This window comes from Micromonospora parva (assembly GCF_040649675.1).
Lineage (GTDB): Bacteria > Actinomycetota > Actinomycetes > Mycobacteriales > Micromonosporaceae > Micromonospora > Micromonospora parva.
Genome location: NZ_JBEZFX010000007.1, coordinates 52983 through 75155 on the forward strand (window position 1 = coordinate 52983; position 22173 = coordinate 75155).

A 22173-nucleotide genomic window follows, 5' to 3' on the forward strand; every position below is an offset into this window, starting at 1 on the left:
CTGATGTCCACCATGGCTGTCCCCGACATCGCCGTCGCCCCGGTAGACGAGGGCTTCTGGACCCGCAGCCGCAAGGTCGGCCTCACGCTGCTGGGGCTCGGTCTGCTGTCCGCGGTGCTCTTCGGCGCGCTCGCCACCGACCAGCAGGCCCGGTTCACCCTCAGCGACGACGCGGCCGGCGCCGCGTTGGAGATCAACGGCACGATCGGGGCGATCCTGTTCGGGATCATCGCGATCGCCGCCGGTGCGGCGCTCCTCGCCGGGGTGCCGAAGCGGTGGTTCCTTCCCGTGCTCGCCGTCGGGCTGGTCGGTTTCGTGCTGTCGTTCCTCTGCTGGCAGATCTCCGCCGCACCGACCGGGCAGAACTTCATGCCGCTGGTCAACATCATCCGGGGCACCTTCATCCTGGCCCTGCCGTTGATCTTTGGCGCGCTCGCCGGTGTGCTCTGCGAACGCTCCGGCGTGGTCAACGTGGCGATCGAGGGTCAGCTGCTGATGGGCGCGTTCAGCGGCGCCCTCTTCGGCAGCATCTCCGGCAGCGTCTGGGTGGGCCTGGTCGCCGCCGCCATCGGCGGCGCGTTCATCTCGCTGCTGCTCGCCGTCTTCGCCATCCGTTACCTGGTCGACCAGGTCGTCATGGGCATCGTGCTGAACCTGTTGGCGGTCGGCGTCACCGGCTTCCTCTACGAGCGGCTGATGCAGACCGACGCCGCGAGGTACAACAGCGCGCCCCGCTTCAGCAACTGGGAGATCCCGCTGCTGAAGGACATCCCGGTGCTCGGGCCGGCGTTGTTCCGCGGCAACATCTTCCTCTACCTCGGGCTGCTCCTGGTCCTGGTGATCCACATCGCGTTGTTCCGCACCCGGTGGGGGCTGCGTACCCGGTCCGTCGGCGAGCACCCGATCGCGGCCGACACGCTCGGCGTCAAGGTGCTGCGGGTGCGCTACCGCAACGTCCTGCTGGCCGGTGTGGTCGCCGGCATCGGCGGCGCGTCCTACACGCTGGCGCTCTACTCGTTCACCAAGAACATGATCGGTGGTAAGGGCTTCATCGCCCTGGCCGCGCTGATCTTCGGCCGGTGGAACCCGACCGGTGCGCTGCTCGCCGCCCTCTTCTTCGGGTTCGCCGACCAGCTCGCCACCTACCTGGGCGCGATCAGCAGCTCGATCCCCAGCCAGTTCCTGGCCATGCTGCCCTACCTGGCGACCATCCTGGCCGTCGCCGGGCTGGTCGGCCGGGTCCGGGCACCGGCCGCCGACGGCAAGCCGTACATCAAGGGCTGACCACCATCACCACAGACCGCAGCGGGCAGGGCCGGGGACCCGGCCCTGCCCGCTTCTGACCTGGGCTACTTCGGCAGAATGATGATATGACCGACATTGACTGGGCGCAGTTGCGCGCTGCCGCCACCGAAGCGATGCGGCACGCGTACGCGCCGTACTCGACGTTCCCGGTCGGCGCCGCCGCGCTGGTCGACGACGGCCGGGTGGTGGTCGGCTGCAACGTGGAGAACGCCGCGTACGGGGTGACGCTCTGCGCCGAGTGCGGGGTCGTGTCCAGCCTGCACGCCACCGGTGGCGGTCGGCTCGTCGCGCTCTCCTGCGTCGACGCGACCGGCGAGCCGTTGATGCCGTGCGGCCGGTGCCGGCAGCTGCTCTGGGAGCACGGCGGGCCGGAGTGCCTGATCGAGAGCAAGACCCGGCCACTGCGGATGGCCGAGCTGCTGCCGCACGCCTTCGGCGTGGAGGACCTGGAGGCCGTCACCGGTGAGACGCCGGTGCCGGTGGTCCCGGAGCGGCTCGCCGCCTGGCGCGGGCGCGGCACCGTCTTCGTGCACCCGGACATGTCCGCTGGTCAGCAGGTCTGGACGGCGTACTGGGAGCGGTCGGCCGGAGACGACGCCGGTGCCGAGACCGGGGTGCTGGAGGAAGCGCCGAGCTGGGACCAGCCGGCCGAGGCGATCGCCTGGGGTCTGGCCCGGACGCCCCGGGTGGTGGTGGTCGACGAGACCGGCACGATCTTCTGGGCTGGTGAGGGTGAGCCGCCTGTGGAGATCCCGGTGCGGTGGTCTTGAGTGGCCCCCGCCCCGACGTGGTCATCGGCCGTACGTCGGTCTCGCCATTCGACGACTTAGGAAAGATCATTTGATGAGTGGTTTTGCTGCTGTGGACGTTATTCGGGTCAAGCGGGACGGGGGCGTGCTGTCGGACGCGCAGATCGACTGGGTGGTCGACGCGTACACCCGGGGGGTTGTCGCCGACGAGCAGATGTCCGCGCTGGCGATGGCGATCCTGCTCAACGGCATGACCGCGCCCGAGATCGCCCGGTGGACCGCCGCGATGATCGCCAGCGGTGAGCGGCTGGACCTGTCGGCCGTACGCCGGCCGACTGTCGACAAGCACTCCACCGGCGGCGTCGGCGACAAGATCACTCTGCCGCTCACCCCGCTGGTGGCAGCCTGTGGCGCGGCGGTGCCGCAGCTCAGCGGCCGGGGTCTCGGGCACACCGGCGGCACGCTGGACAAGTTGGAGTCCATCCCGGGCTGGCGGGCCACGGTGAGCAACGACGAGTTCATCGCCCAGCTCGACGACGTCGGTGCGGTGATCTGCGCGGCCGGTGCCGGGCTCGCGCCCGCCGATCGCAAGCTGTACGCGCTGCGCGACGTGACCGGCACCGTGGAGGCGATCCCGCTGATCGCCAGCTCGATCATGAGCAAGAAGATCGCCGAGGGGACCGGCGCGCTGGTCCTCGACGTCAAGGTCGGCTCCGGCGCCTTCATGAAGTCCGTCGACCAGGCCCGTGAGTTGGCGCGCACCATGGTCGAGCTGGGCGGGGCGCACGGTGTGCGGACCGTCGCCCTGCTCACCGACATGTCCACCCCGTTGGGCCTGGCGATCGGCAACGCGGTCGAGGTGACCGAGTCGGTCGAGGTGCTGGCCGGCGGCGGACCGGCCGACGTGGTGGAGCTGACCCTCGCCCTGGCCCGGGAGATGCTCGACGCCGCCGGCCTGCCGGACGCCGACCCGGCGGCGGCGCTGCGTGATGGTCGGGCGATGGACTCCTGGCGGGCGATGATCCGGGCGCAGGGCGGCGACCCGGACGCGTCGATGCCAACGGCCGCCGAGGTGGAGGTCGTCCGCGCCGAGCGGGACGGCTACGTCGCGGCTGTCGACGCGTACGCCATGGGGGTTGCCGCGTGGCGGCTCGGCGCGGGTCGGGCCCGCAAGGAGGACCCGGTGAGCGTGCCGGCCGGTGTGGTGCTGCACAAGCGCCCGGGTGACGAGGTGCGGGCCGGTGACCCGCTCTACGAGCTGCGTGCCGAGGACGCGACGCGGATTCCGGCCGCGCTGACCGAGGCCGCCGACGCGGTGCGGATCGCGTCGACGGCCCCGGCCGCGACGTCGTTGGTCATCGAACGCGTCGGCTGATCGATTCGCTGTCGCCCTGGCGTGGTGCCAGTCACCTGGGAGCGCTATTGTCGCAGGCCAAGGGGGGACAACCGGCCTTGCGCCGGCGCGAGCAGACAGGAAGATCCGCCGTGAGCGTTGCTGCCCCCGACCCACGTGAGGTGCGCGAGGCGAGCCTGGACGAGCTGTCCCGGCTGGGCCTGCCGTTGCCGCCGGCCCAGTTTCCCCTCGTCTGGGAGCCGGGTGACCAGATCGACCTACGCCCGACCGGGGAGATCGAGGCGAGGATCGCGGTGCTGCACCTGATCCTGGCCCGCTGCTTCGGGATGCCCCCGCAGGCGGCGATGAGCTGGCTGCTCGGCTCGCACCTGGTCGACATGGTCACCCCGCCGGAGTGGCAGTTCGTGATGGGCGGCAAGGGCGACCACCGGTCGTTCGTGCTGCACCACGACGCGCTCTTCGCGCTGGCCTGGGTGCTCGGCCTGAGCAAGCAGCTCGACCCCACCCTGGCCGTCGACGAGCGGCTGATCGAGCGGCTGCCGCACATCGCCGAGGGGGAGACCTTCCCGCACTGGCGCTCCCGGATCCTCACGGCGCCACAGCACCCGGCCGACGCGGCCGCCCTGCTCGACCTGCACTACTGCCTGGACTGGGCGTACCTGGAGACCGAGCGCGGCGGCCGGCGCGCGCCGGGCCTGGTCGACGCGAACGCGATCGGGCAGCGGCGTTGGGCGTTGGAGTGGGCGGTGATCCTGCGGGGGCCGTACCACGACGAGCCGCCCGGTTGGGAAGAGGTCGACCTGTCCACCTGAGGTCAGTGGGGCCGGTATGCGTCCACCCGCACCGCCACCGTCACCCGGACCGGTTCGGGCAGGGCGGCCAGCCGGGCGGCGAGCGCGTCCGGGGCGGTGTGCCAGGCGCTCGGGCCCATCCCGACCAGGCTGGCGGCCTCCGGCCGGGTCAGTGTCAGCTGCGCCCGGTGCACGGCCGAGCCGGCCGGCGTGAAGTGCCCGCCCAGGCTGTCGGTCACCCGGTCGGCCTTGTCCGGGTCCACCCGCAGCAGGTCGAGGGCATCCACCAACTCGGCGAGATGGTCGGTGTCGGGCGTGACCACCAGCAGCGTCCCGGCCGGGTCGAGCACCCGGTGGAACTCGGCGCCGTTTCGCGGGGCGAAGACGTTCAGCAGCACCGCGGTCGAGGCGTCCGCGAGCGGCAGTCGCTGCCAGGTGTCGGCGAGCGCGGCGGCGGCCCGAGGGTGGGCACGGGCCGCGCGGCGCAGTGCCGGTTTGGACACGTCCAGAGCCAGACCCACGGCGTCGGGCAGCGCCGCCAGCACCGCGCCGAGGTACCGGCCGGTGCCGGCGCCGGCATCCACCACCAGGGGGTACGCGTCGACGTCGGATGCGGGTTCGGCGCGTACCGCTGCCGTTGTCTGCTCTGCTGCGCCGCCGTCGGTGCGCCGGCTCTGCCCGGAAACCGTCGTGTCGGTTGGCGGGTGAGGCGCGGGCGGGGTGGGTCGCGGACGCGTGGCGGTCGTGGCGAGCAGCCGGCCGACGGCGTCCGTCGCGGCAGCGGCGAGGGCGGCTGAGATGACGTCGTAGTGCCCGGCGGCGAGGAAGTCCGCGCGGGCGGCCACCATCTCGGCGGTGTCGCCGGAGTGCGGGGCGCGTCCGGCGAGCAGGTTGACGTACCCCTGGCGGGCGATGTCGAAGCTGTGCCGGCGCGGGCAGCGCAGTGCCCTGGCGGTGCCGGCTGTCGTCTCGGCCAGCGGCTCGCCGCAGACCGGGCAGCGCAGTCGGTGGAGGATGCGGGGGTCCACGTCAGGCCTCCGAAGCGTGCCGTGGCTGCGGCGCCCGCCCGCCGAGGTGGTCGACCACCCGGTGGGTGAGCGCGCCGAGCGCGTCGATCTCCGTCGGCGTGAGCAGGTCGATCAGGTGCCGGCGGACGGCGGCCACGTGGCCGGGTGCGGCGGTCTCGATGGCCCGCCGACCGGCGGGGGTGAGGACGACGACCGAGCCGCGGGCGTCGTCGGCGCACTCCTCGCGGGTGACCAGGCCACGCTGCTGCATGCGGGTCAGGTGGTGGGAGAGCCGGCTGCGCGACCGGAGCAATCCTCGCGTGCAGCCAGCCACCGGGTTGCGTCCACCCGACGAGTCTACCGGTTGGTTGACATGTCATCGATTCGCCGCCCAGATTCGATGACATGTCAACGGCCGACGGGCGACTGGTGATCCGCCTCGCCGTGGACCGGGTCTACGGCTGGCGGCCGTGACGCCCGGCCGGTCCCGTCCCGGTCCGTCCGGGCCGCTGACTAGGGTCTGAGCATGGTCGCAACTATCCGGTACGAGGACATCGTCAAGGTCCCGAAGGCGCTGCTGCACGACCACCTCGACGGTGGGCTGCGGCCGGCGACGATCGTCGACCTGGCCGCCGAGGTGGGCCACGAACTGCCCACCACCGACCCGGAGGCGCTCGGACGCTGGTTCGCGGACGCGGCGGACTCCGGCTCCCTGGAGCGTTACCTGGAGACGTTCGCGCACACCGTGGCGGTCATGCAGACCGCGCCCGCGCTGCGTCGGGTGGCTCGTGAGTGCGCCCTCGACCTGGCCGCCGACGGGGTGGTCTACGCCGAGGTGCGCTTCGCCCCGGAGCAGCACCTGGAGCGGGACCTCAGCCTGGACGAGGTGGTCGAGGCGGTGCTGGCCGGGTTCGCCGAGGGCACCGCCCAAGCGGTCGAGGCGGGCCTGAGCATCCGGGTGGGCACCCTGCTGACCGCGATGCGGCACGCCGCCCGCTCGCAGGAGATCGCCGAGTTGGCCGTGCGGCACCGCGACGCCGGGGTGGTCGGCTTCGACATCGCCGGCGCCGAGGCGGGCTTCCCGCCCACCCGACACCTGGACGCCTTCGAATACCTGCAACGGGAGAACTTCCACTTCACCATCCACGCCGGCGAGGCGTTCGGTCTGCCGTCGATCTGGCAGGCGATCCAGTGGTGCGGAGCGGACCGGCTCGGCCACGGGGTGCGGATCGTCGACGACATCGCGCCCGACGGCTCGCTCGGCCGGTTGGCCGCGTACGTCCGGGACAAGCGCATCCCGCTGGAGTTGTGCCCCTCGTCGAACGTGCAGACCGGTGCGGTGGACTCGATCGCGGATCACCCGATCGGCCTGCTGCGGGACCTGCGCTTCCGGGTGACAGTCAACACCGACAACCGGCTGATGAGCGGCACCTCCATGTCACGGGAGATGTCGCTGCTGGTGGAGACGTTCGGCTACGGGTGGAAGGAACTGCAGTGGTTCACCATCAACGCGATGAAGAGCGCCTTCATCCCGTTCGACGAGCGACTGCGGATCATCGATGAGGTGATCAAGCCGGCGTACGCGAAGTTGCTGGCCTGAGCTCAGCCGTGCGGGTGGCCGGCGAGCAGGCTGGCCACCCGGCTCAGCACCTCCCGGGCACGGGCCGCCTCCGCGCCCAGGCCCATCTGCCGACGCAGCACCGCGGGCTCGGCCCGCAGCAGCGCCACCCCGCGCCGAATCAGCACCCGGGGCGCCTTGCGCTGCTCGGACAGGTCGCGGGCGAGTCGGCGCAGGAAGGTCGCCCCACGCGGGCGGCGCAGCGCGTACGCCCCGGCGAGCAGGCCGAGTCGACGACACTCCTCGACGATCTCGGCGGCGAAGATCCCTTCGGCCACGAAAATTGGCGAACCGGCGACATCAAATGGCCGGGTGGCCACCCGTCGATCGGCGCCGATCGCATAAACCGGCACATCGGCTCGACCCTCACGGGCAAGTCGGGCAATGATTTCCACCGCACCGGGGGCGTCCCACGACTGCGGCGATTCCCAATCCACCTGGCCGTTTCGTAGCGGCAACGTAGGGTCATCGCCGTCTTTGTAGAAGTCGTCCAAGCAGAGCACCGGCAAGCCGGTTTGCTGCGCTATGTACGACTTTCCGGACCCAGAAGGGCCGGCTAGTAGGACCACGCGGTGCGGATGTTCCATTACCTTCAGTTACTCCGGCCAGACAGACTGCTATCAAATCGCATCAACATCTCATCACACCTTCGGTTGGGGACAACCTGGGCTTTCTTCTTGTCGACCGGCGTGATGGAATCTCGGGGGTCCGACCCGCCGGGTCGGTCGCTGGGCGTTGCCCGGGGCAACGCGTTCAAGCTGTAATCGCGAGGGCGGTGACGTGAGCAAACGGCCAAAGACGGCGGGCTCCTTCCTGTCGCGGCTGCGCCGGCCGGCCAGCCGGCTCCGGGACATGCCGATCTGGTCCAAGCTCGGTCTCATCATGATCGTGCCGACCATCGCCACGGTCGTGGTGGGCACCAGTGGTCTTGTCGACCACCTGGAGACGCTCAACAATGCCAACCGAGCTGGCGACCTGGCCAACCTGTCGAGCTACTCGGGTGACCTGGTCGACGCCCTGCAGGACGAGCGGACCGCCGCCGTGCTGCTGCTGGGCGCAGACGGGACGCAGCCGACGGCGCAGTACCAGGAGGCCTACAACCGGGTGAACTCCCGGGTCGACCAGGAAGCTGCCCCCTACCGGCAGCAGCGGGCCGAGATCGAGGACCTGCCGAGCAGCCTGGAGGGTCTGCTCGACAGCATCGACCAGAACCTGCAGGACCTGTCGGGCGTCCGCAGCCAGGTGTTCAACGGAAAGCTCGCGCTCACCGAGACCGTGCAGGCGTACGAGGGTCTGATCAGCGACCTGCTCGCCATCCGTGACTCGTCCACGCAGCTCGCCGGTGACAACCAGCTGAGCGACCGGATGCGCGCCGCCGCGGCGGTCGCCCGGGAGAAGGAGTTCCTCGCCGCCCGCCGGGTCGTGGTGCACCGCGCGCTGGGCGTCAAGGGCGGAAAGCGCCTGACCCCGGCACTGCGCAGGGACTACGTCGCCAGTGACACCGGCCAGCAGCAGGCTCTGCAGAGCTTCAAGGCCGTGGCCACCCCGGACGACGCGAAGTTCCACGACCAGACGGTCGCCGGCGGCGACCGCCGGCAGGCGCAGAACTACACCGGCTGGATCGACGGCAACACCACCGGCGACATGCGTGGCGCCCCGTTCGGCCCGGACCAGTGGGAAGCCGCCATGACGGCCAACGCCAAGCTGATCCGCACCGTTGAGCGCAAACTCGACGGCGAAGTGGTCAACCAGGCCGACAACCTCCGGTCCGACGTCCAGCGCCAGGTCTTCCTGGAGACCGGCCTGCTGCTCAGCATGCTGCTGCTGGCCATCCTCTTCGCGTACCTGGTGGCCCGCTCGATGGCCCGCTCACTACGTGAGCTGCGGCAGGGCGCGCTCTCCGTCGCCCAGTACGGCCTGCCACAGGCGGTGGCCCGCCTGCGCGACCCGCAGGTCGTCGGGCAGTTGTCCCCGGTGCAGCTGGCCAACCAGATCGCCGAGCCGCTACCGGTGCGCAGCAAGGACGAGTTCGGCCAGGTGACCGAGGCGTTCAACGCCGTCCACCTGGAAGCCGTCCGTACCGCCGCCGAGCAGGCCGCACTGCGCGCCTCCGTCGCGACCATGTTCGTCAACCTGGCCCGCCGTTCACAGATCCTGGTCGACCGCCTCATCGGGCACCTCGACCGGCTGGAGCGCGGCGAGGAAGACCCGGACCGGCTGGCCGAGCTGTTCCAGCTGGACCACCTCGCCACCCGGATGCGCCGCAACGACGAGAACCTGCTGGTGCTCGCCGGCGCCGACTCCACCCGTGTGCAGCGTGAGCCGGCCGCTCTCATCGACGTGCTGCGCGCCGCGCAGTCCGAGGTCGAGCACTACACCCGGATCGAGTTCGGCGTCATCGACCGGGACATCGAGGTCGCCGCGCACGCGGTCAACGACCTGGTGCACCTCGTCGCTGAGCTGTTCGACAACGCCACCGCGTTCTCCCCGCCCGACTCGCAGGTCATGGTCGAGGCCCGCCGGGTCGGCGACCGTTCCTCGCTGTACGTCGAGGACCGCGGCATCGGCATCAGCGCCGAGCAGCTGCACGACCTGAACGAGCGGCTCGCGACGCCGCCCCAGGTGGATGTGGCGGTGTCCCGGATGATGGGCCTGGTCGTGGTCGCCCGGCTGGCGTCGCGGCACGGGGTCCGGGTGGAGCTGCGCCCCGGCAACGACCGCGGCACCGTCGCCGAAGTGACCCTGCCCACCTCAGTCCTGGTGCCCCGGGCGCTGTCCGGCCGGGTGCAGCAGCCTCCGGCGCTGCCGGCGGCGGGCGGTGCACCCCAGTTCGGTGGTCCGCAGTCGGGTGGGCCCACGCCGGTCTTCGGCGCGTTGCCCGCCCTGGGCAACGGCCCTCGCCCCAGCGAGTCGTCCGGCAACCAGGTCACCCTGGGCGGCCGTCCGTTCGAGCCCGCGTCGCGCAACGGCGCCGGCACCCCCGCCAACGGTGGTACGTACCGCTCGATGCCCGCCTGGTCCGATCTGACCGGCGCGGCCGGGACGAACGGCGGCGACGGGTTCACCCCCCGGTCGGCCAACGGCCAGGGGACCGACCCGCTGCCGCAGCGCCGGGCCGGGGACGAGCCTTCGACCGGCCAGCAGCCGTCCATCCCGCGTCAGCTGCCGAGCAGCCCCGAAACGCACCAGTATTCGGCGCCGCCGGTCTCCGCGCAGCCGTACTCGGGGGCGCCGGTCTCCGCCTCGCCGGCCTCCGGTCAGCCCTACTCCGCGCAGCCCTACTCGGGTGCGCCGTACGGTGGCGCCCCGGTGTCCGCCGCGCCGGCCTCCGGTCAGCCGTACGCCGGTCCGCCGGTGTCGGCGTCGCCGGTCTCGGCCTCGCCGGCGTCCGGTCAGCCGTACTCGGGCCAGCCGTATTCGGGTCAGCCGTACTCGGCGCCGCCCGCCTCGGCTCAGCCCTACTCGGCACCGCCCGCCTCGGGTCAGTCGTTCAGCGGGTTCGAGCCCCGGTCCGCGCCGCCCGCGCAGGCGGCCAGTGCTCCGGCGCCGCCGGCCTGGCCGCCGGTGCCGGGTAGCGACCGGGACACCGCCACCCCGCCGGTGCCAGAGCGGCTCGCCGCCGCGCTGGACATGACGACGGAACTGCCGCGGGTGCCGCGGCCCGGTGAGCAGCCGGCCCCGGCTCAGCCGGCTCCGCAGACCTCGGCCCCGCAGGCCCAGGCTCCGCAGACCCCGGCCGCCGCGGCTGCGCAGACTCGGCCGGCGCCGCAGCAGCCACCGGCACAGAACCGCCAGCGGTACGCGGACGAGACGATGGAGCTGCCGATCTTCCGGGAGCTCGAGTCGGCCTGGTTCCGTACCCGTCGCCCGGGCTCCGAGGAGACCGCGGCTGGCGCCCAGCCGGCGACGAACGGCGACTCCGCGACCCAGCAGTTCGCCACGGTCGAGGCCACCGGTCGGGCAGGCCACAAGACAGCACCCGGGACGACAGGTAACACACCGATGGCAGACACTCCGACGGCCGGAGGAGCGCCGCGGGACAACGGCTCCACAGCGAACGAGGGCACCCGCCCGAGCCTCGCCGAGAGCCTGCCGAACCGCCGGCCCCAACCGCAGAGCAACGGCTGGCAGACCGCTGCCGACGACGGTTGGCGTGCTGCCTCCGCGGCGGCCGGCGCGGCGCCGGTGAGCGAGACCACCACGACCGGTCTGCCGAAGCGCAAGCCGATGGCGCAGCTGGTGCCCGGCGCGGTGGAGAAGCCCACCACCTCGGTCCAGCGGCGCTCCCCGGAGGCGGTCCGTGGCCTGCTCTCCGCCTACCATCGGGGCGTGCAGCGAGGGCGTAGCACCTCGGACAACCCGACCAGCCCGGAGGCGACTCCGGGAGGGCAATCCTCGCAGTCTGGCTCAGGCCCGGTGGCCGGGAGCGGGCAGAAGGAGCAAGAAGGATGACAACTACGCAGGATCTTGGTTGGCTGCTCGCCAACTTCGCCGACCGGGTGCCCGGCGTCGCGCATGCGGTCGCCGTGTCGGCGGACGGCCTACTCCTCGCGTCGTCACGGGATCTGCCGCGCGACCGGGCAGACCAGCTCGCCGCGATCTCGTCGGGTCTGGTCAGTCTGACCCAGGGGGCAGCACGCTGCTTCGAGGGAGGCGCGGTGTTGCAGACCGTCGTGGAGATGGACAATGGCTTCCTGTTCCTGATGTCCATCTCGGACGGCTCGTCCTTCGCCGTGCTGGCAGCCCGCAGCTCCGACGTGGGCCAGGTCGGCTACGAGATGGCGCTGCTGGTCGACCGGGTGGGCGACGCGTTGACCCCGCAGCCGCGTGCGGCTGCGGGCATGCTGGGCTGACGTTTCGCCGATCGTGAGGTCGGCACGACTGCAACAACGACAACGACGGGTTTCACCGGTGGGAGCCGGTAACGGGTGCGAAGGAGGTGAGCGGCGAGATGGCCGATCGTGACGAACCGACCGGAGCGTTGGTCCGTCCATACGCCGTGACCCGTGGTCGCACCCGTCCCCGGCTCGACATCGCGCTGGAGGCGCTCGTCGAGACGACGGTGCGCGGCCGGGCCGCTGCCAATGGCAACGGCGGCCAGGGCCGCGAACACCAGTACATCGCCGCGCTGTGTGACGGACGCGTGCAGTCGCTCGCGGAGATCGCGGCGCGGATGCAGCTCCCGCTCGGTGTGGCCCGGGTGCTCATCGCCGACATGGCGACGGACGGCCTGGTCGCGGTCCACGAGCCGACCATTTTGGACGACTCCGACGACGCGGTGGGCACTGAACTGCTGGAGAGGGTGCTGAGTGGACTTCGCAGGCTCTGACATGTCGCACCGCCCGCCGAACCCGAGCGGCCGCGTGACGTCGGCGAAGATCGTTATCGCCGGTGGATTCGGCGTCGGCAGGACGACGCTGGTCGGCTCGGTCTCGGAGATCACGCCGCTGACCACCGAGGCCATCATGACCTCCGCTGGCGTGGGCGTCGACGACACCCGGCAGGTGCCGGGCAAGACGACGACCACGGTGGCCATGGACTTCGGCCGGATCTCGATCGACCGTGACCTGATCCTGTACCTGTTCGGTACGCCGGGTCAGACCCGTTTCTGGTTCATGTGGGACGAACTGGTGCGGGGTGCGATCGGTGCGGTCGTGCTGGTGGACACTCGCCGGCTGGCCGACTGCTTCGCGGCGATCGACTTCTTCGAGCACCGACGCCTGCCGTACCTGGTGGCGATCAACTGCTTCGACGGGATGCAGTACCACGACCCGCAGGACGTCCGGGACGCCTTGGCGATCTCGAGCGACGTGCCGGTGGTGGCCTGCGACGCCCGTAACCGGGAGTCGACGAAGCACGTGCTGATCTCGCTGGTCGAGTACGTGCTGACCATGCGCCGTACGCGCGCTGTCGCCCCGGCCTGATCGCGGCGCTGCACGCCCCGGTGGTGGCTCCGGCCGCCATCGGGCGTAGCACCCTGCCCGCCGCGTCACCGTACGCTCCGCCGCCTCCTTGACGATCGTGGACGCTCTCCGCCCCCACCTGGTGGGGGCGCGTGGGTCTTCGGTGGTCGAGGAGGCGGCGTCGTCGTGTCCGGGGTTCTCCGGCAGACACACAAGCGCCCTCAGTCAGCTGACTGAGGGCGCTTGTGCACGGTGACAAGGATCAGGACTGGTAGCCCGCCGACCGGTACTCGTACTCGCGGTCATCGTCGCGGTCCCCGTGGTCGCGGCTGAAGTCCCAGCCGCCGGCCGCCTCACGACCGGGCCGACCGCCCACCGCGAAACCGCCGATCTCCTGACCACGACGCCAACCCCGGAAGTAGCCGGTCGTGTTCTCGGCGAGGCTTGCCGCATCACGCACTATCCGCAATGGGCGCTCCTCGCGCAGCGGGGAACCCGGCACCAGGTTGGCCTGAGGCACACGCTTCGGTAGCCCGGCGTTGGTTTCGGCGCCCACCGCCGGGCGGGCGGCCTGCTCCGCGGCCTGCCAGCCGGTGTCGGCGGTGGTCGACCAGTCCAGGTCGGACTCGTCGGCGTGCCCGACGAACCAGGCCGACTTGGCCTGCGCGAAGATCAGCAGGTCGCCGTCGCCCTCGTCGGCGACCGGCGGCGGCCGGTGCTCCATCGGAGGCGGCCGGTGCTCGACCGGGGGAGCCGGCCGGTGCTCGGGGGCGCGCTCGGTTCGGGCGGCCGCCCGGCCGTTGCGGGCGGCCTGCTCGCGGTCGACCAGGCGCAGCGGCGGCGTCTCCAGGTGCTGATCCGAGGCAGGGTTGAGCCCTTCGCGCAGGGCCCGGTCGGCCAGCGGCGGCGGCTCCACCAACCGCAGCATCGGCGGCTCCGGTGGCAGGTCGTCCGCCAGCCAGGGCGGGGTGACGCGACCGTCGGCCCGGCCCGGGTCGGTCGGGGCGTCCACCCCGCGGCTTCCGCCGTACGGGTAGGCCACCGGGTTGTTCGGTGAGCTGTCGGCCGGGTCCTCCGGGTTGTTGACCAGCGGCCAGTTGGCGCGGGAGCCGGGCGGTGCCGCGGGCTCCTGGCCAGGCCGGGGGGTCGGCACCGGAATGCTGAGGTCGGTGGCGCTGAAGCCGCCGGTGGGTGGCTCGTCGACCGGCCGTTGCAGGTGGCTCGGCCGGGGCTCGCCGTTGGTCTTGGGGCGGGGCGGAATGACAGTACGCTGCCGTTCGGCCCGCGCGTTGTTGATCGCGGCGGTGGTCAGCGTCGGCCGGAACGGCTCACCAGCCTCGGCCGGAGGCACCATGCCGCGCTGTGTCGGCGCGATCGGGGTGATCCCGGGCGGCGGAGGCGGCGGTGCGGACACCGGTCGGTTGGTCGGGCCGTCGATCCGGCTGGAGGTCGACTCGGTGCGGCTGGGCAGCGTGGGTGACGGCGAACCAGCCATCGCCGCCGGAGCCATCGGCGCGGGGGCGACCGGAGGGGGCGTGACCGGTGCCGGGGCAACTGGTGGTGGCCCGAGCGGGCGGGGCGACGCCAGCGGCGCGTTACCGGGGATCGGCTCGGGGCGGCTGCGCCGCCCGGCGGGTGCCGGATCGGCGGCTGCCGGGGTGGGTCGGACCGACCGCAGTCCGGCGTTGGCGCCGGAGAGGCCGGTCAAGGCGGCGTTGGTGCCGGCCAGGCCGGTCAGCTCACCGACGGACTCGCCACGACGGGCGGCGGCCCGGCGGCCGGGTGCCTGAACCGGAGTGCTGACCCGTGAGCTGAGCGCGCTGACCAACGCCTCGCACCCGGCGTCGCACGCCCGGACGGAGGCGACGGCCTGGCGGACCGTCTCGGCCACCGCGGACGTGAGGGCCCGGTTGACCGCGGCGCGTCGGGGGGTCTCGGAGATGGCGACCCGTAGGGCGGTGACCGCTTCGTTGATCTCATCGGCGTCGGCGACCCCGTCGGCGGCCAGGTGCGCCGCGATGGCATCCGCCGCGACCGACACCTCGCGGCCCCGGGCCACGGTGCCGCCGAGCATGCCCGGCTCGGGCAGCGCGTCCAGCACGGCCAGCGAGACCGGCTCGGCCGGGTCGGGGTAGGCGCGCAGGGCTGCCGGGTAGAGCTCCCGCAGAACCTCGCGCAGCGCCACGGCGGCGGAGTGTCGACCACTGGCCAGCGCGGCATGCGCCGAGAGCACCTGCTTGTAGCCGGCGAGGTCCCGGGGTGCCGGCAGGGTGACGGCGGAGAGCGCCCCCGCCTGCAACGCGCGGGCCAGGCCGACCGCCCGTCGTTCGGCCGGAGGCGACTGCATCTCCTCCAGGGAGTCGTCATCGGCGAACCGCTCGGCGAAGTCGTCCACCGAGTCGTCGTCGGCGATCGCCAGGGGGCGCCCGGCCGCGCTCAGCAGCGAGGTGACCGTGTGGTCGTCGCTGTCGGCAGCGATGGCCGCACCGCTCGGCCCGCCCGACCGCTCCACGAGCAGCGCGACGAGCTGGGCGTAGCCAGCGGCGTCATCGCTGATCTCGCAGACATGCAGCAGACGGCCTGCGTCGTCGACCACAGCGGACGTCAGCGTCGAGCCGGCGGAGGCCGGTCGGTCAGCCGGATCCGCCGAGGCCAGACCGCAGTAAACGCGCACGAGCGCCACGGCGTCGTCCTCCTCCCGGGACAGGTCTTTCCTCTGCCAGCAACTGATGCTCCCCGGTACGGGTCAGTCGCGCCAGTCCACCACCGCAGAGATCTTGCCGACAATGGTGCGCCAACCCAAACTCGCGGTCTGCGCGCCGATCTTCTTCAGCCGTCGGCGACCCATGAACGCGCCGATCCCACCGTTGGCCGTGGCGCGCAGCGCCTCGTCCAGGTCGTCGAGGCTGGAGCCGGCGGAGAGCATGTCGAGTACCGCAGGCAGCCGCAATGCGTACGAGAGGTCACGCGCGACCTCGCCGGCCTCGATCAGCAGGGTCGAGTCCCACGTGTCGTGCCCGCCGCGCAGGTTCTCCACGACCAGGTCGAGTTCGTAGGTGTCCTCGTCGAGCGGCGCGATATCTGCCGGCTCCACCCGTTCGGACAATTCATTCCAGCTGTCCAGTTGGGACAGATCGTTGGGCGCACCGGATCGGATGAAACTGACCAGCGACTCGGGGGTCTTGAACAGCAGCAGCTTGCCCTGGTGGCTGAGGAAGACCGGCACCTCCTCGTCGTTCTCCTCGTCCGCGACGGCCTCGTCCGAGTCTTCTTCGGTGTCGGTGTCAGCGGCGGCGCCGTCCCGGCGACGGCGCGTGGCGTCCTCGTCGTCGTCCTCGGCGGCGAACTCCTGGGCCAGCTCCTCGTCGAGGATGACGACGGTCTCGTCGTCCTCCTCCTCTTCGACCGCCTGGCGGCGGGCGAGGAACGGGTCGTCCTGGTCGCGCTCGGTCACGTCGGTCGGGGTCAGCGAGCTGGCCGGCCGGTACGCCCGCAGCGTGAAGCCGGTGCCGGCGGGCAGCGCGATCTCCACTGGGTCGATGCGCAGCTCGTCCCAGAGCGAACGGTCGATCGACGCCGACGGGCGGTCGGTCTCCTCGGTCTCGTCTGGCTGGGCCGCGCCGGTGGTGTCGTCGAGCTCGGGCTCGTCGGCGTCGGGCCGTTGGGGCGACTGGCGGGCCACGCTGACCTCCGTGTGCTTCGGGTTGCCCACCCACCGGGGTCTCCGACCGGCGAGTGACTCTGGGCACATACCCTAGTCGGCGGCCCGGGGTGGCCGATGCCCGCACCCCGGTGGCCGCTCGGCGCACGGGTCCGACCTGCTGGTGGTCACCGCTGGCGAAGCGGCCGTCCGACAAGTAGCGTAGCTACGTATGAAGGCCCAGGCGCTGCACGGCCATCTCGACGCTCTGCTGCTCGCCGTGCTCGAACAGGGCGCGCTGCACGGCTACGCGATCATCGAGGCGTTGCGGGCCCGCAGCGACGGCAGCCTTGACCTACCCACCGGCACCATCTATCCGGCGCTGCGCCGGCTGGAACGCGCCGGGCACGTGGCGAGCACCTGGAGCACTGTCAGCGGCCGGGAACGCCGGACGTACCAGCTCACCGACTCGGGCCGGCGGGCGCTGGCCGGGGAGCGCGCCGGGTGGCGCGAGTTCCAACTGACAGTCGGCCGGTTCCTCGACCCCGAGAGCCCGCCCACCCCGTCCTGACCCGCTCCGGTCCGGACGCCGATCAGCGGGTGGCCAGCAGCCAGCCGCGCGCCGCCCGGGTCAGCGAGAAGTAACCGCCGCCCACCAACACCAACCCGATGATCATCGGGGGCCAGTGCAGCGCCGCGTCAAAGAGATCGATTGACCAGGCGAAGAGCGCGGAGCCGGCCACGATGCCGAGGACCAGGACGCCGGTCAGGCCGGTGCCCACCGCACGCTGCGCCAGGGCCAGGCCCGGGCGCGACGCCCGCGCGCTCGCCCGGACCACCAGCAGACCGGCCACCGAGAGCAGCAACGCGCTCATCCAGATCCAGTCGACCGAGCTGGCGAGCAGCAGATACCCGGCCGGCGGGCGGGGCCCGCCACTCCAGCTCGACCCGCGCCAGGTCAGATCGCCGGCGACGACCCCCACCCCGGCGATCGCCAGCATCCGCAGGGAGAGCCCGCGCAGGGCGCCCACCGCCAGTTCGGCCTGCCAGGAGGGGAGCAGCTGCGCCGGTGAGCCGAACTCGGCCACCGCCCGGCGCTGCGCCTCGGTCGGTGGCATCCCGCCCTCCCGGTACGCCTCGACGGCGTCCAGCAGCCCGTGCCGGGCCTCGGTCAGCAGGCCGGACTTGAGTCGCGCCGGCCCCTGCAACCGGGCGGCAAGCTCCCGCAGGTGCTCGTCGACCATCACGTCCTCACCCCGCGCCATGGCACCACCCTGCCACGGAGCCCGGCGCGTCGACGTCCGGGAGAACCCTGGTCCGCCCCGGAGCCGGGTCAGGGGGCGAGCGCCAGGTATCCGCGTTCGGCGGCGGTCTGCAGCAGCCACTGGTCCCGGTACCAGCCCGGGGCGGCCACCAGTTCGGCGTGTCGACCGCGCTGGATCACCCGGCCGCCGTCGAGAACCACGATCTCGTCCAGCTCGGCCAGCCCGCTGAGCCGGTGGGTGATCAGCAGCACCGAGTGCCCGGCGGGGGTGAAGGCGAGGGCGGACGCGAGCACCGCGTCCGCGGCGGTCGGGTCCAGACCCTCGGTGGGCTCGTCGAGCACCAGCACCGCCGGCGCGGCGAGCAGGGCCCGGGCGAGCGCCAGCCGCTGCCGCTGCCCACCGGAGAGCTGCCCGCCCTCCTCGCCGACCACTGTGTCCCAGCCGGCCGGCTGGGCCTGGACCCAGTCCAGCAGACCGGCGGCGGCGGTGGCGGCGGTCAGCTCCTCCTCGCCCGCTGCGGGCCGCCCGAGCAGCAGATTCTCCCGCACCGTGGCGTGGAAGACGTACGCCTCGGCCAGCAGCCCGCCGACGGCGCGGGGAAGCGCCTCCTCGGCGTACGCCGAAAGGTCGTGACCGTCGAGTGTGACCCGGCCGGACGCGGGCCGGACGGTGCCGGTCAGCACTGCGGCCAGTGTGCTCTTGCCGGCGCCACTCGGGCCGACGACCGCGATCCGGCGTCCCGCCGGCAGGTCCAGGCTGACCCCGTCCAACGCGGGCGCCGCGCCGGCCCGGTACCGCACCGTCACGTCGACGAAGCGCAGCTCGTGCGGGCCGGCCAGGTCGGTACGACCGGTCGCGGGCGGCGCGGTCTGCGGCTCCGCGTCGAGCAGGTCGGCCACCCGCGTCAGGCCGGGCCGCAGCTGCGTCCACTGCCGGGCCGCCGTGACCAGCGCCAGCGTCACCTCGACGGCGGCCAGCGCGCCGACGGCCAGGACACCCACCAGCACCCCCGACACGTCGGCGGCGAGCGCGGCAAGCACCACCGCCGCGGCGGTCGCGCCGGCGGTGAGCACGCCGGCCGCGTCCACAGCGAAACCGGTGGCGGCCAGCCGACGTTCCAGTCGGGCCAGCCGGTGGGCGCGTTGTTCGGCCGCGCGCAGCGCGCCCTCGGTCGCCCCGAACGCGGCCAGGTCGGCGGCACCGTGGGTGAGGTCGATCGCATCCGTGGCCAGTGCGCCCCGCAGCGGGGCCACCTCGGCCGCGCTGCGGCGGGTGACAGCGGTGGCCAGCGCGGGCAGCGCCACCCCGGCGACCAGCAGCCCGACGGTGAGCGCGCCGGCGGCCGGTACGGAGATCAGCGCCGCCACGGCGACCGCCAGCACACCGACCACCGCCGCCGCCGAGGCGGGGACCAGCACCCGCAGCAACAGGTCCTGGACGGCCTCCACGTCGGAGACCAGGCGGCTCAGCACGTCCCCCGAGCGATGCGTGGCACCTCGGCGGGCCGCCAGGGTGGCGAAGACCCGGGCCCGGACGTCGGTGATCATGCGGAGCACCGCGTCGTGGCCGGCGAGCCGTTCGGTGTAGCGAAACACCCCCCGGCTGATGGCCAGCGCCCGGACCGCGACGATCGCCACGGTGAGCCGGTCCAGCGGAGGTTGACCGGCGGCACTCATCAGCAGCCAGGTGGCGGTGGCCATCAGGGCGAGCCCGGCGAACTCGGTGGCGGCTGCCAGCAGCCCGGCCCCGACGAGCCGACCCAAGTACGGTCGGGCCAGTCGCAGCACGGCCCGCTCGGCGGCGACCCGGCCGGTCGAGGCCGGCCCGGTTGCTGCCGTCGGCTCGCGTTGCCCGCTCATCGGGTGACCTTCCCGGTCGGCTCGGGCGTCAACTCGGTGACCCGACCGTCCTCGACGCGCAGGATCCGGTCGGCGTCGGCCAGCAACGCCGGTCGGTGCGCGACCAGCACTGCGGTCCGCCCGGCGACCAGGCGACGGGTGGCGTCGAGCACCACCGCCTCGGCCGCGGTGTCGAGCCGGGCGGTGGGTTCGTCGAGCAGCACCACCGGGGCGGCCCGGAGGAACGCCCGGGCCAGTGCCACCCGCTGCCGCTGCCCGCTGGACAACCCGTGACCGCGCTCACCGAGCACGGTGTCCAGGCCGTCGGGCAGGCCGGCCACCACGTCGTCCAGGGCGGCGTCGTGCACCGCGGCGGCGAGTACGTCGGCCGGGGTGTCCGCCGCGCCGAGGCGGATGTTGTCGGCCAGCGAGGCGGCGAAGAGGTGCGCCCGCTGCGGCACCCAGGCGAGTTGCCGGCGCCAGGCGTCGGTGTCGACGGTGGCGAGGTCGACCCCGTCCACGGTGATCCGGCCGCTGGTCGGTGCCACGAAGCCGAGCAGCAGGCCGAGCAGTGTGCTCTTGCCGGCGCCGCTGGGCCCGATGATGGCGATCCGCTCGCCGGGCCGGATGGTCAGTGTCACGTCGCGCAGCGCGGTGGTCCGCTCGTACGCCACTGTCACCGCCTCGAACCGGATCTCGGCCCGCGCGTCCGGTGTGGCGGCGCCTTCGGCGGCCCGAGGCGTGGCGGGTGCGGCGGAGAGCGTCAACGCCTCGTCCAGCGCGGTCAGCCCTTCCATGCTGGCGTGGAAGCGGCTACCGGCGGCCCGCAGCGGCAGGTACGCCTCCGGGGTCAGCAGCAGTACCAGCAGCGCGGTCTGCAGGGCCAGCCCGCCGCTGAGCAGGCGGATGCCGACCGGCACCGCCACCAGCGCCACCGAGAGGGTGGCGACCAGTTCCAGCACCAGCGCGGAGAGGAAGGCGATCCGCAGCGTCTTCATGGTGGCGACGCGGTGACCGTCGGCCATCCGGCGTACCACGTCGGTCTGTCCCCTGGCCCGTCCGAACGCCCGCAGCGTGGGCAGCCCGGCCACCATGTCCAGGAAGTGCCCGCCGAGCAGCGCGAGCCGCCGCCACTGCCGTTCGGTGGCGGCCTGCGCCTGCCAGCCGAGCAGCGCTCCGAAGACCGGGATCAGCGGCAGCGTCAGCGCGATGATCACCGCCGAGCTCCAGTCGGCGAAGACGACCCGGGCCAGCACCGCCAGCGGCACCGTCACGCTGAGCACCAGTTGCGGCAGGTAGCCGGTGAAGTACGCGTCCAGGGCGTCCAACCCGCGCCCGGCCAGCGTGGCGATCTCACCGGCCCGCTGCCCGGCCACCCAGCCGGGACCGTGCCGACCCACCGCGCCGAGCAGGTCGGCCCGCAGCGTGGCCTTGACCGTGGCGGCGACCCGCGCGGAGATCGTGCCCTGCGCCCAGACCAGCGCGGAACGGGCGGCGACCGTGACCACGAAGCCGGCCAGCGCCGGCCGATCCAGCCGGCCGTCGATCGCGGTGGCCAGCACCGACGCGAGCGCGGTGGCCTGCGCCACGATCAACCCGGCGGCCAGCACGCCCAGGAGCGCGAGCACGGCGAGATCGCCCCGGGCCGCGGGGACCCGGCGCAGCAGACGCGGGTCGAACGGACGGCGGCTCACCAGTACACCGGAGCCCTGCCGTCGGTTCTTCCTCGGAAAACCCACCAGCACATCGCCTGGAAGCCTAGTAGGGCCGGAAGTAGCGGCAGCGCCACCCAGCCCAGCAGCCGCAGGGTCGGCGCGCTGGCGGCGGCGTCGGCGACCCGCAGCGAGGCGTCCGGGTCGGTCGTGGAGACCAGCACGTAGGGCCAGAGAGCGGCTCCGACCAGCACCACCGGCAGCGCCAGGGCCGCGCCGGTGGCGACCACCGCCCACCCGGGCCGCTGCCGGGCCAGCGCCGCGCGGGCCGCCAGCAGCGCCGCCACGAGCAACACCGGCAGGAGTACGGCCACCGCCGGTCGCTGCACGGCGTCGCGTACCCGGGCGGAGAGCAGGCCCACGACGGTGGCCACGGCGACCGCGGTGAGCGCCACCGGCACCAGCCGGCGGGCCGTGCGGCCGGCCTCGGCGGCGGCCCCGGCGGACAGGCGCAGTGTGAGGAAGGTCGCGCCGTGCACCGCGATCACCGTGACCATGGCGATCCCGGCGGCGGCCGCGAACGGGGTGGCCAGGTGGGTCACCCCGGCGACGTGCCCGTCGGTCCGCAGTGGCACGCCCTGCAACAGCGCGGCGAGCAGCGCGCCCCAGCCCAGCGCGGCGAGGGCGCTGCCGATCATCACGACGCGGTCCCAGCGGGCGCGACTGCGCTCGCTGCTGGGCCGACTGCGCAACTGCACCCCGACGGTGACCAGGATGACGCCGACCAGGGCGCCGACGACGACCGGATAGCAGCCGGCGAGCAACTCGCCCTCCAGCAGGGGGAACGCGCCGAAGAGGATGCCCGCGGTGGCCACCAGCCAGACCTCGTTGCCGAGGAAGAACGGCCCGAGGGCGGTGAGCGTCTCGCGCCGTCCGGCCGGGCCGACGCCGCGGGAGAGCAGCAGCCCGACGCCGTAGTCGTAGCCGGCGAGCACCAGGTAGCTGGCGAAAAAGAGGCCGAGCACTGCGTACCAGGCGAGGTCCACGATCT

At 72.9% G+C, this 22173-nt stretch carries 19 protein-coding genes; 10 read left to right on the forward strand and 9 right to left on the reverse strand.

Going from position 1 to position 22173, the window contains the following annotated elements:
* Nucleotides 1–3: 3 nt before the first annotated feature.
* The 4 genes from AB0C03_RS18560 to AB0C03_RS18575 all read left to right on the forward strand — a co-directional run bounded on the left by AB0C03_RS18560 (nucleotide 4) and on the right by AB0C03_RS18575 (nucleotide 4220).
* The gene (locus AB0C03_RS18560) at nucleotides 4–1284 is read left to right on the forward strand and encodes an ABC transporter permease (RefSeq protein WP_030329048.1); all 1281 of its coding nucleotides are present in this window, start codon (nucleotides 4–6) and stop codon (nucleotides 1282–1284) included.
* A gap of 86 nt (nucleotides 1285–1370) precedes the next feature.
* A complete protein-coding gene (locus AB0C03_RS18565; protein ID WP_357638033.1) occupies nucleotides 1371–2075 on the forward strand; it encodes a cytidine deaminase in 705 nt (234 codons plus the stop codon).
* A gap of 73 nt (nucleotides 2076–2148) precedes the next feature.
* The gene (locus AB0C03_RS18570; RefSeq protein ID WP_357638036.1) at nucleotides 2149–3429 is read left to right on the forward strand and encodes a thymidine phosphorylase; all 1281 of its coding nucleotides are present in this window, start codon (nucleotides 2149–2151) and stop codon (nucleotides 3427–3429) included.
* A gap of 110 nt (nucleotides 3430–3539) precedes the next feature.
* Complete coding sequence (locus tag AB0C03_RS18575; protein WP_030329040.1) at nucleotides 3540–4220, forward strand: DUF4272 domain-containing protein; 681 nt, start codon at nucleotides 3540–3542, stop codon at nucleotides 4218–4220.
* Between the two features lie 2 nt (nucleotides 4221–4222).
* Here AB0C03_RS18575 and AB0C03_RS18580 read toward each other — a convergent pair whose 3' ends face one another.
* Together AB0C03_RS18580 and AB0C03_RS18585 are read right to left on the reverse strand one after the other, a co-directional pair.
* The gene (locus AB0C03_RS18580; RefSeq protein ID WP_357638038.1) at nucleotides 4223–5227 is read right to left on the reverse strand and encodes a putative RNA methyltransferase; all 1005 of its coding nucleotides are present in this window, start codon (nucleotides 5225–5227) and stop codon (nucleotides 4223–4225) included.
* 1 nt (nucleotide 5228) lies between these two features.
* Nucleotides 5229–5477, reverse strand: a complete 249-nt coding sequence (locus tag AB0C03_RS18585) for a MarR family winged helix-turn-helix transcriptional regulator (RefSeq protein WP_245233533.1) — start codon at nucleotides 5475–5477, stop codon at nucleotides 5229–5231.
* Between the two features lie 255 nt (nucleotides 5478–5732).
* On the opposite strand from AB0C03_RS18585, the gene AB0C03_RS18590 reads away from it, so the two are divergent.
* Entirely contained in the window at nucleotides 5733–6806 is a 1074-nt protein-coding gene (locus AB0C03_RS18590) for an adenosine deaminase (RefSeq protein WP_030329032.1), read from the forward strand.
* Between the two features lie 2 nt (nucleotides 6807–6808).
* Here the strand turns inward: AB0C03_RS18590 and AB0C03_RS18595 are convergent, their stop codons facing one another.
* On the reverse strand, nucleotides 6809–7102 hold the full coding sequence (locus AB0C03_RS18595; RefSeq protein ID WP_245233532.1) for a hypothetical protein: 294 nt from the start codon (nucleotides 7100–7102) through the stop codon (nucleotides 6809–6811).
* Nucleotides 7103–7604: 502 nt separating this feature from the next.
* Between AB0C03_RS18595 and AB0C03_RS18600 the strand changes: the two genes are divergently transcribed.
* The 4 genes from AB0C03_RS18600 (at nucleotide 7605) to AB0C03_RS18615 (ending at nucleotide 12748) form a co-directional block, all read left to right on the forward strand.
* Nucleotides 7605–11276: a sensor histidine kinase gene (locus AB0C03_RS18600; protein WP_030329026.1), complete on the forward strand. Its 3672-nt coding sequence runs from the start codon at nucleotides 7605–7607 to the stop codon at nucleotides 11274–11276.
* Entirely contained in the window at nucleotides 11273–11677 is a 405-nt protein-coding gene (locus AB0C03_RS18605) for a roadblock/LC7 domain-containing protein (RefSeq protein WP_030329023.1), read from the forward strand. The genes AB0C03_RS18600 and AB0C03_RS18605 overlap by 4 nt, the downstream gene beginning before the upstream one ends.
* Nucleotides 11678–11775: 98 nt before the next feature.
* A complete protein-coding gene (locus tag AB0C03_RS18610) occupies nucleotides 11776–12153 on the forward strand; it encodes a DUF742 domain-containing protein (protein ID WP_030329021.1) in 378 nt (125 codons plus the stop codon).
* A gap of 1 nt (nucleotide 12154) precedes the next feature.
* The gene (locus AB0C03_RS18615; protein ID WP_357638044.1) at nucleotides 12155–12748 is read left to right on the forward strand and encodes a GTP-binding protein; all 594 of its coding nucleotides are present in this window, start codon (nucleotides 12155–12157) and stop codon (nucleotides 12746–12748) included.
* A 241-nt stretch (nucleotides 12749–12989) separates the two neighbouring features.
* Here AB0C03_RS18615 and AB0C03_RS18620 read toward each other — a convergent pair whose 3' ends face one another.
* The gene (locus tag AB0C03_RS18620) at nucleotides 12990–15434 is read right to left on the reverse strand and encodes a transposase (RefSeq protein ID WP_210867073.1); all 2445 of its coding nucleotides are present in this window, start codon (nucleotides 15432–15434) and stop codon (nucleotides 12990–12992) included.
* 39 nt (nucleotides 15435–15473) lie between these two features.
* On the reverse strand, nucleotides 15474–16439 hold the full coding sequence (locus tag AB0C03_RS18625) for a SatS C-terminal domain-containing protein (RefSeq protein WP_210862332.1): 966 nt from the start codon (nucleotides 16437–16439) through the stop codon (nucleotides 15474–15476).
* A gap of 160 nt (nucleotides 16440–16599) precedes the next feature.
* Here AB0C03_RS18625 and AB0C03_RS18630 point away from each other — a divergent pair, with 160 nt between their 5' ends.
* Nucleotides 16600–16938, forward strand: a complete 339-nt coding sequence (locus AB0C03_RS18630; protein ID WP_030329010.1) for a PadR family transcriptional regulator — start codon at nucleotides 16600–16602, stop codon at nucleotides 16936–16938.
* A 22-nt stretch (nucleotides 16939–16960) separates the two neighbouring features.
* Here the strand turns inward: AB0C03_RS18630 and AB0C03_RS18635 are convergent, their stop codons facing one another.
* The 4 genes from AB0C03_RS18635 to AB0C03_RS18650 all read right to left on the reverse strand — a co-directional run bounded on the left by AB0C03_RS18635 (nucleotide 16961) and on the right by AB0C03_RS18650 (nucleotide 22168).
* Nucleotides 16961–17632, reverse strand: a complete 672-nt coding sequence (locus AB0C03_RS18635) for a permease prefix domain 1-containing protein (RefSeq protein ID WP_357638048.1) — start codon at nucleotides 17630–17632, stop codon at nucleotides 16961–16963.
* A gap of 68 nt (nucleotides 17633–17700) precedes the next feature.
* Entirely contained in the window at nucleotides 17701–19491 is a 1791-nt protein-coding gene (gene cydC / locus AB0C03_RS18640; protein WP_357638051.1) for a thiol reductant ABC exporter subunit CydC, read from the reverse strand.
* Nucleotides 19488–21164 (reverse strand): thiol reductant ABC exporter subunit CydD, encoded by a 1677-nt coding sequence (gene cydD, locus AB0C03_RS18645; RefSeq protein ID WP_357638053.1) that lies wholly within the window; start codon nucleotides 21162–21164, stop codon nucleotides 19488–19490. The genes cydC and cydD overlap by 4 nt, the downstream gene beginning before the upstream one ends.
* A complete protein-coding gene (locus tag AB0C03_RS18650; protein ID WP_030329001.1) occupies nucleotides 21161–22168 on the reverse strand; it encodes a cytochrome d ubiquinol oxidase subunit II in 1008 nt (335 codons plus the stop codon). The genes cydD and AB0C03_RS18650 overlap by 4 nt, the downstream gene beginning before the upstream one ends.
* Nucleotides 22169–22173: the final 5 nt, after the last annotated feature.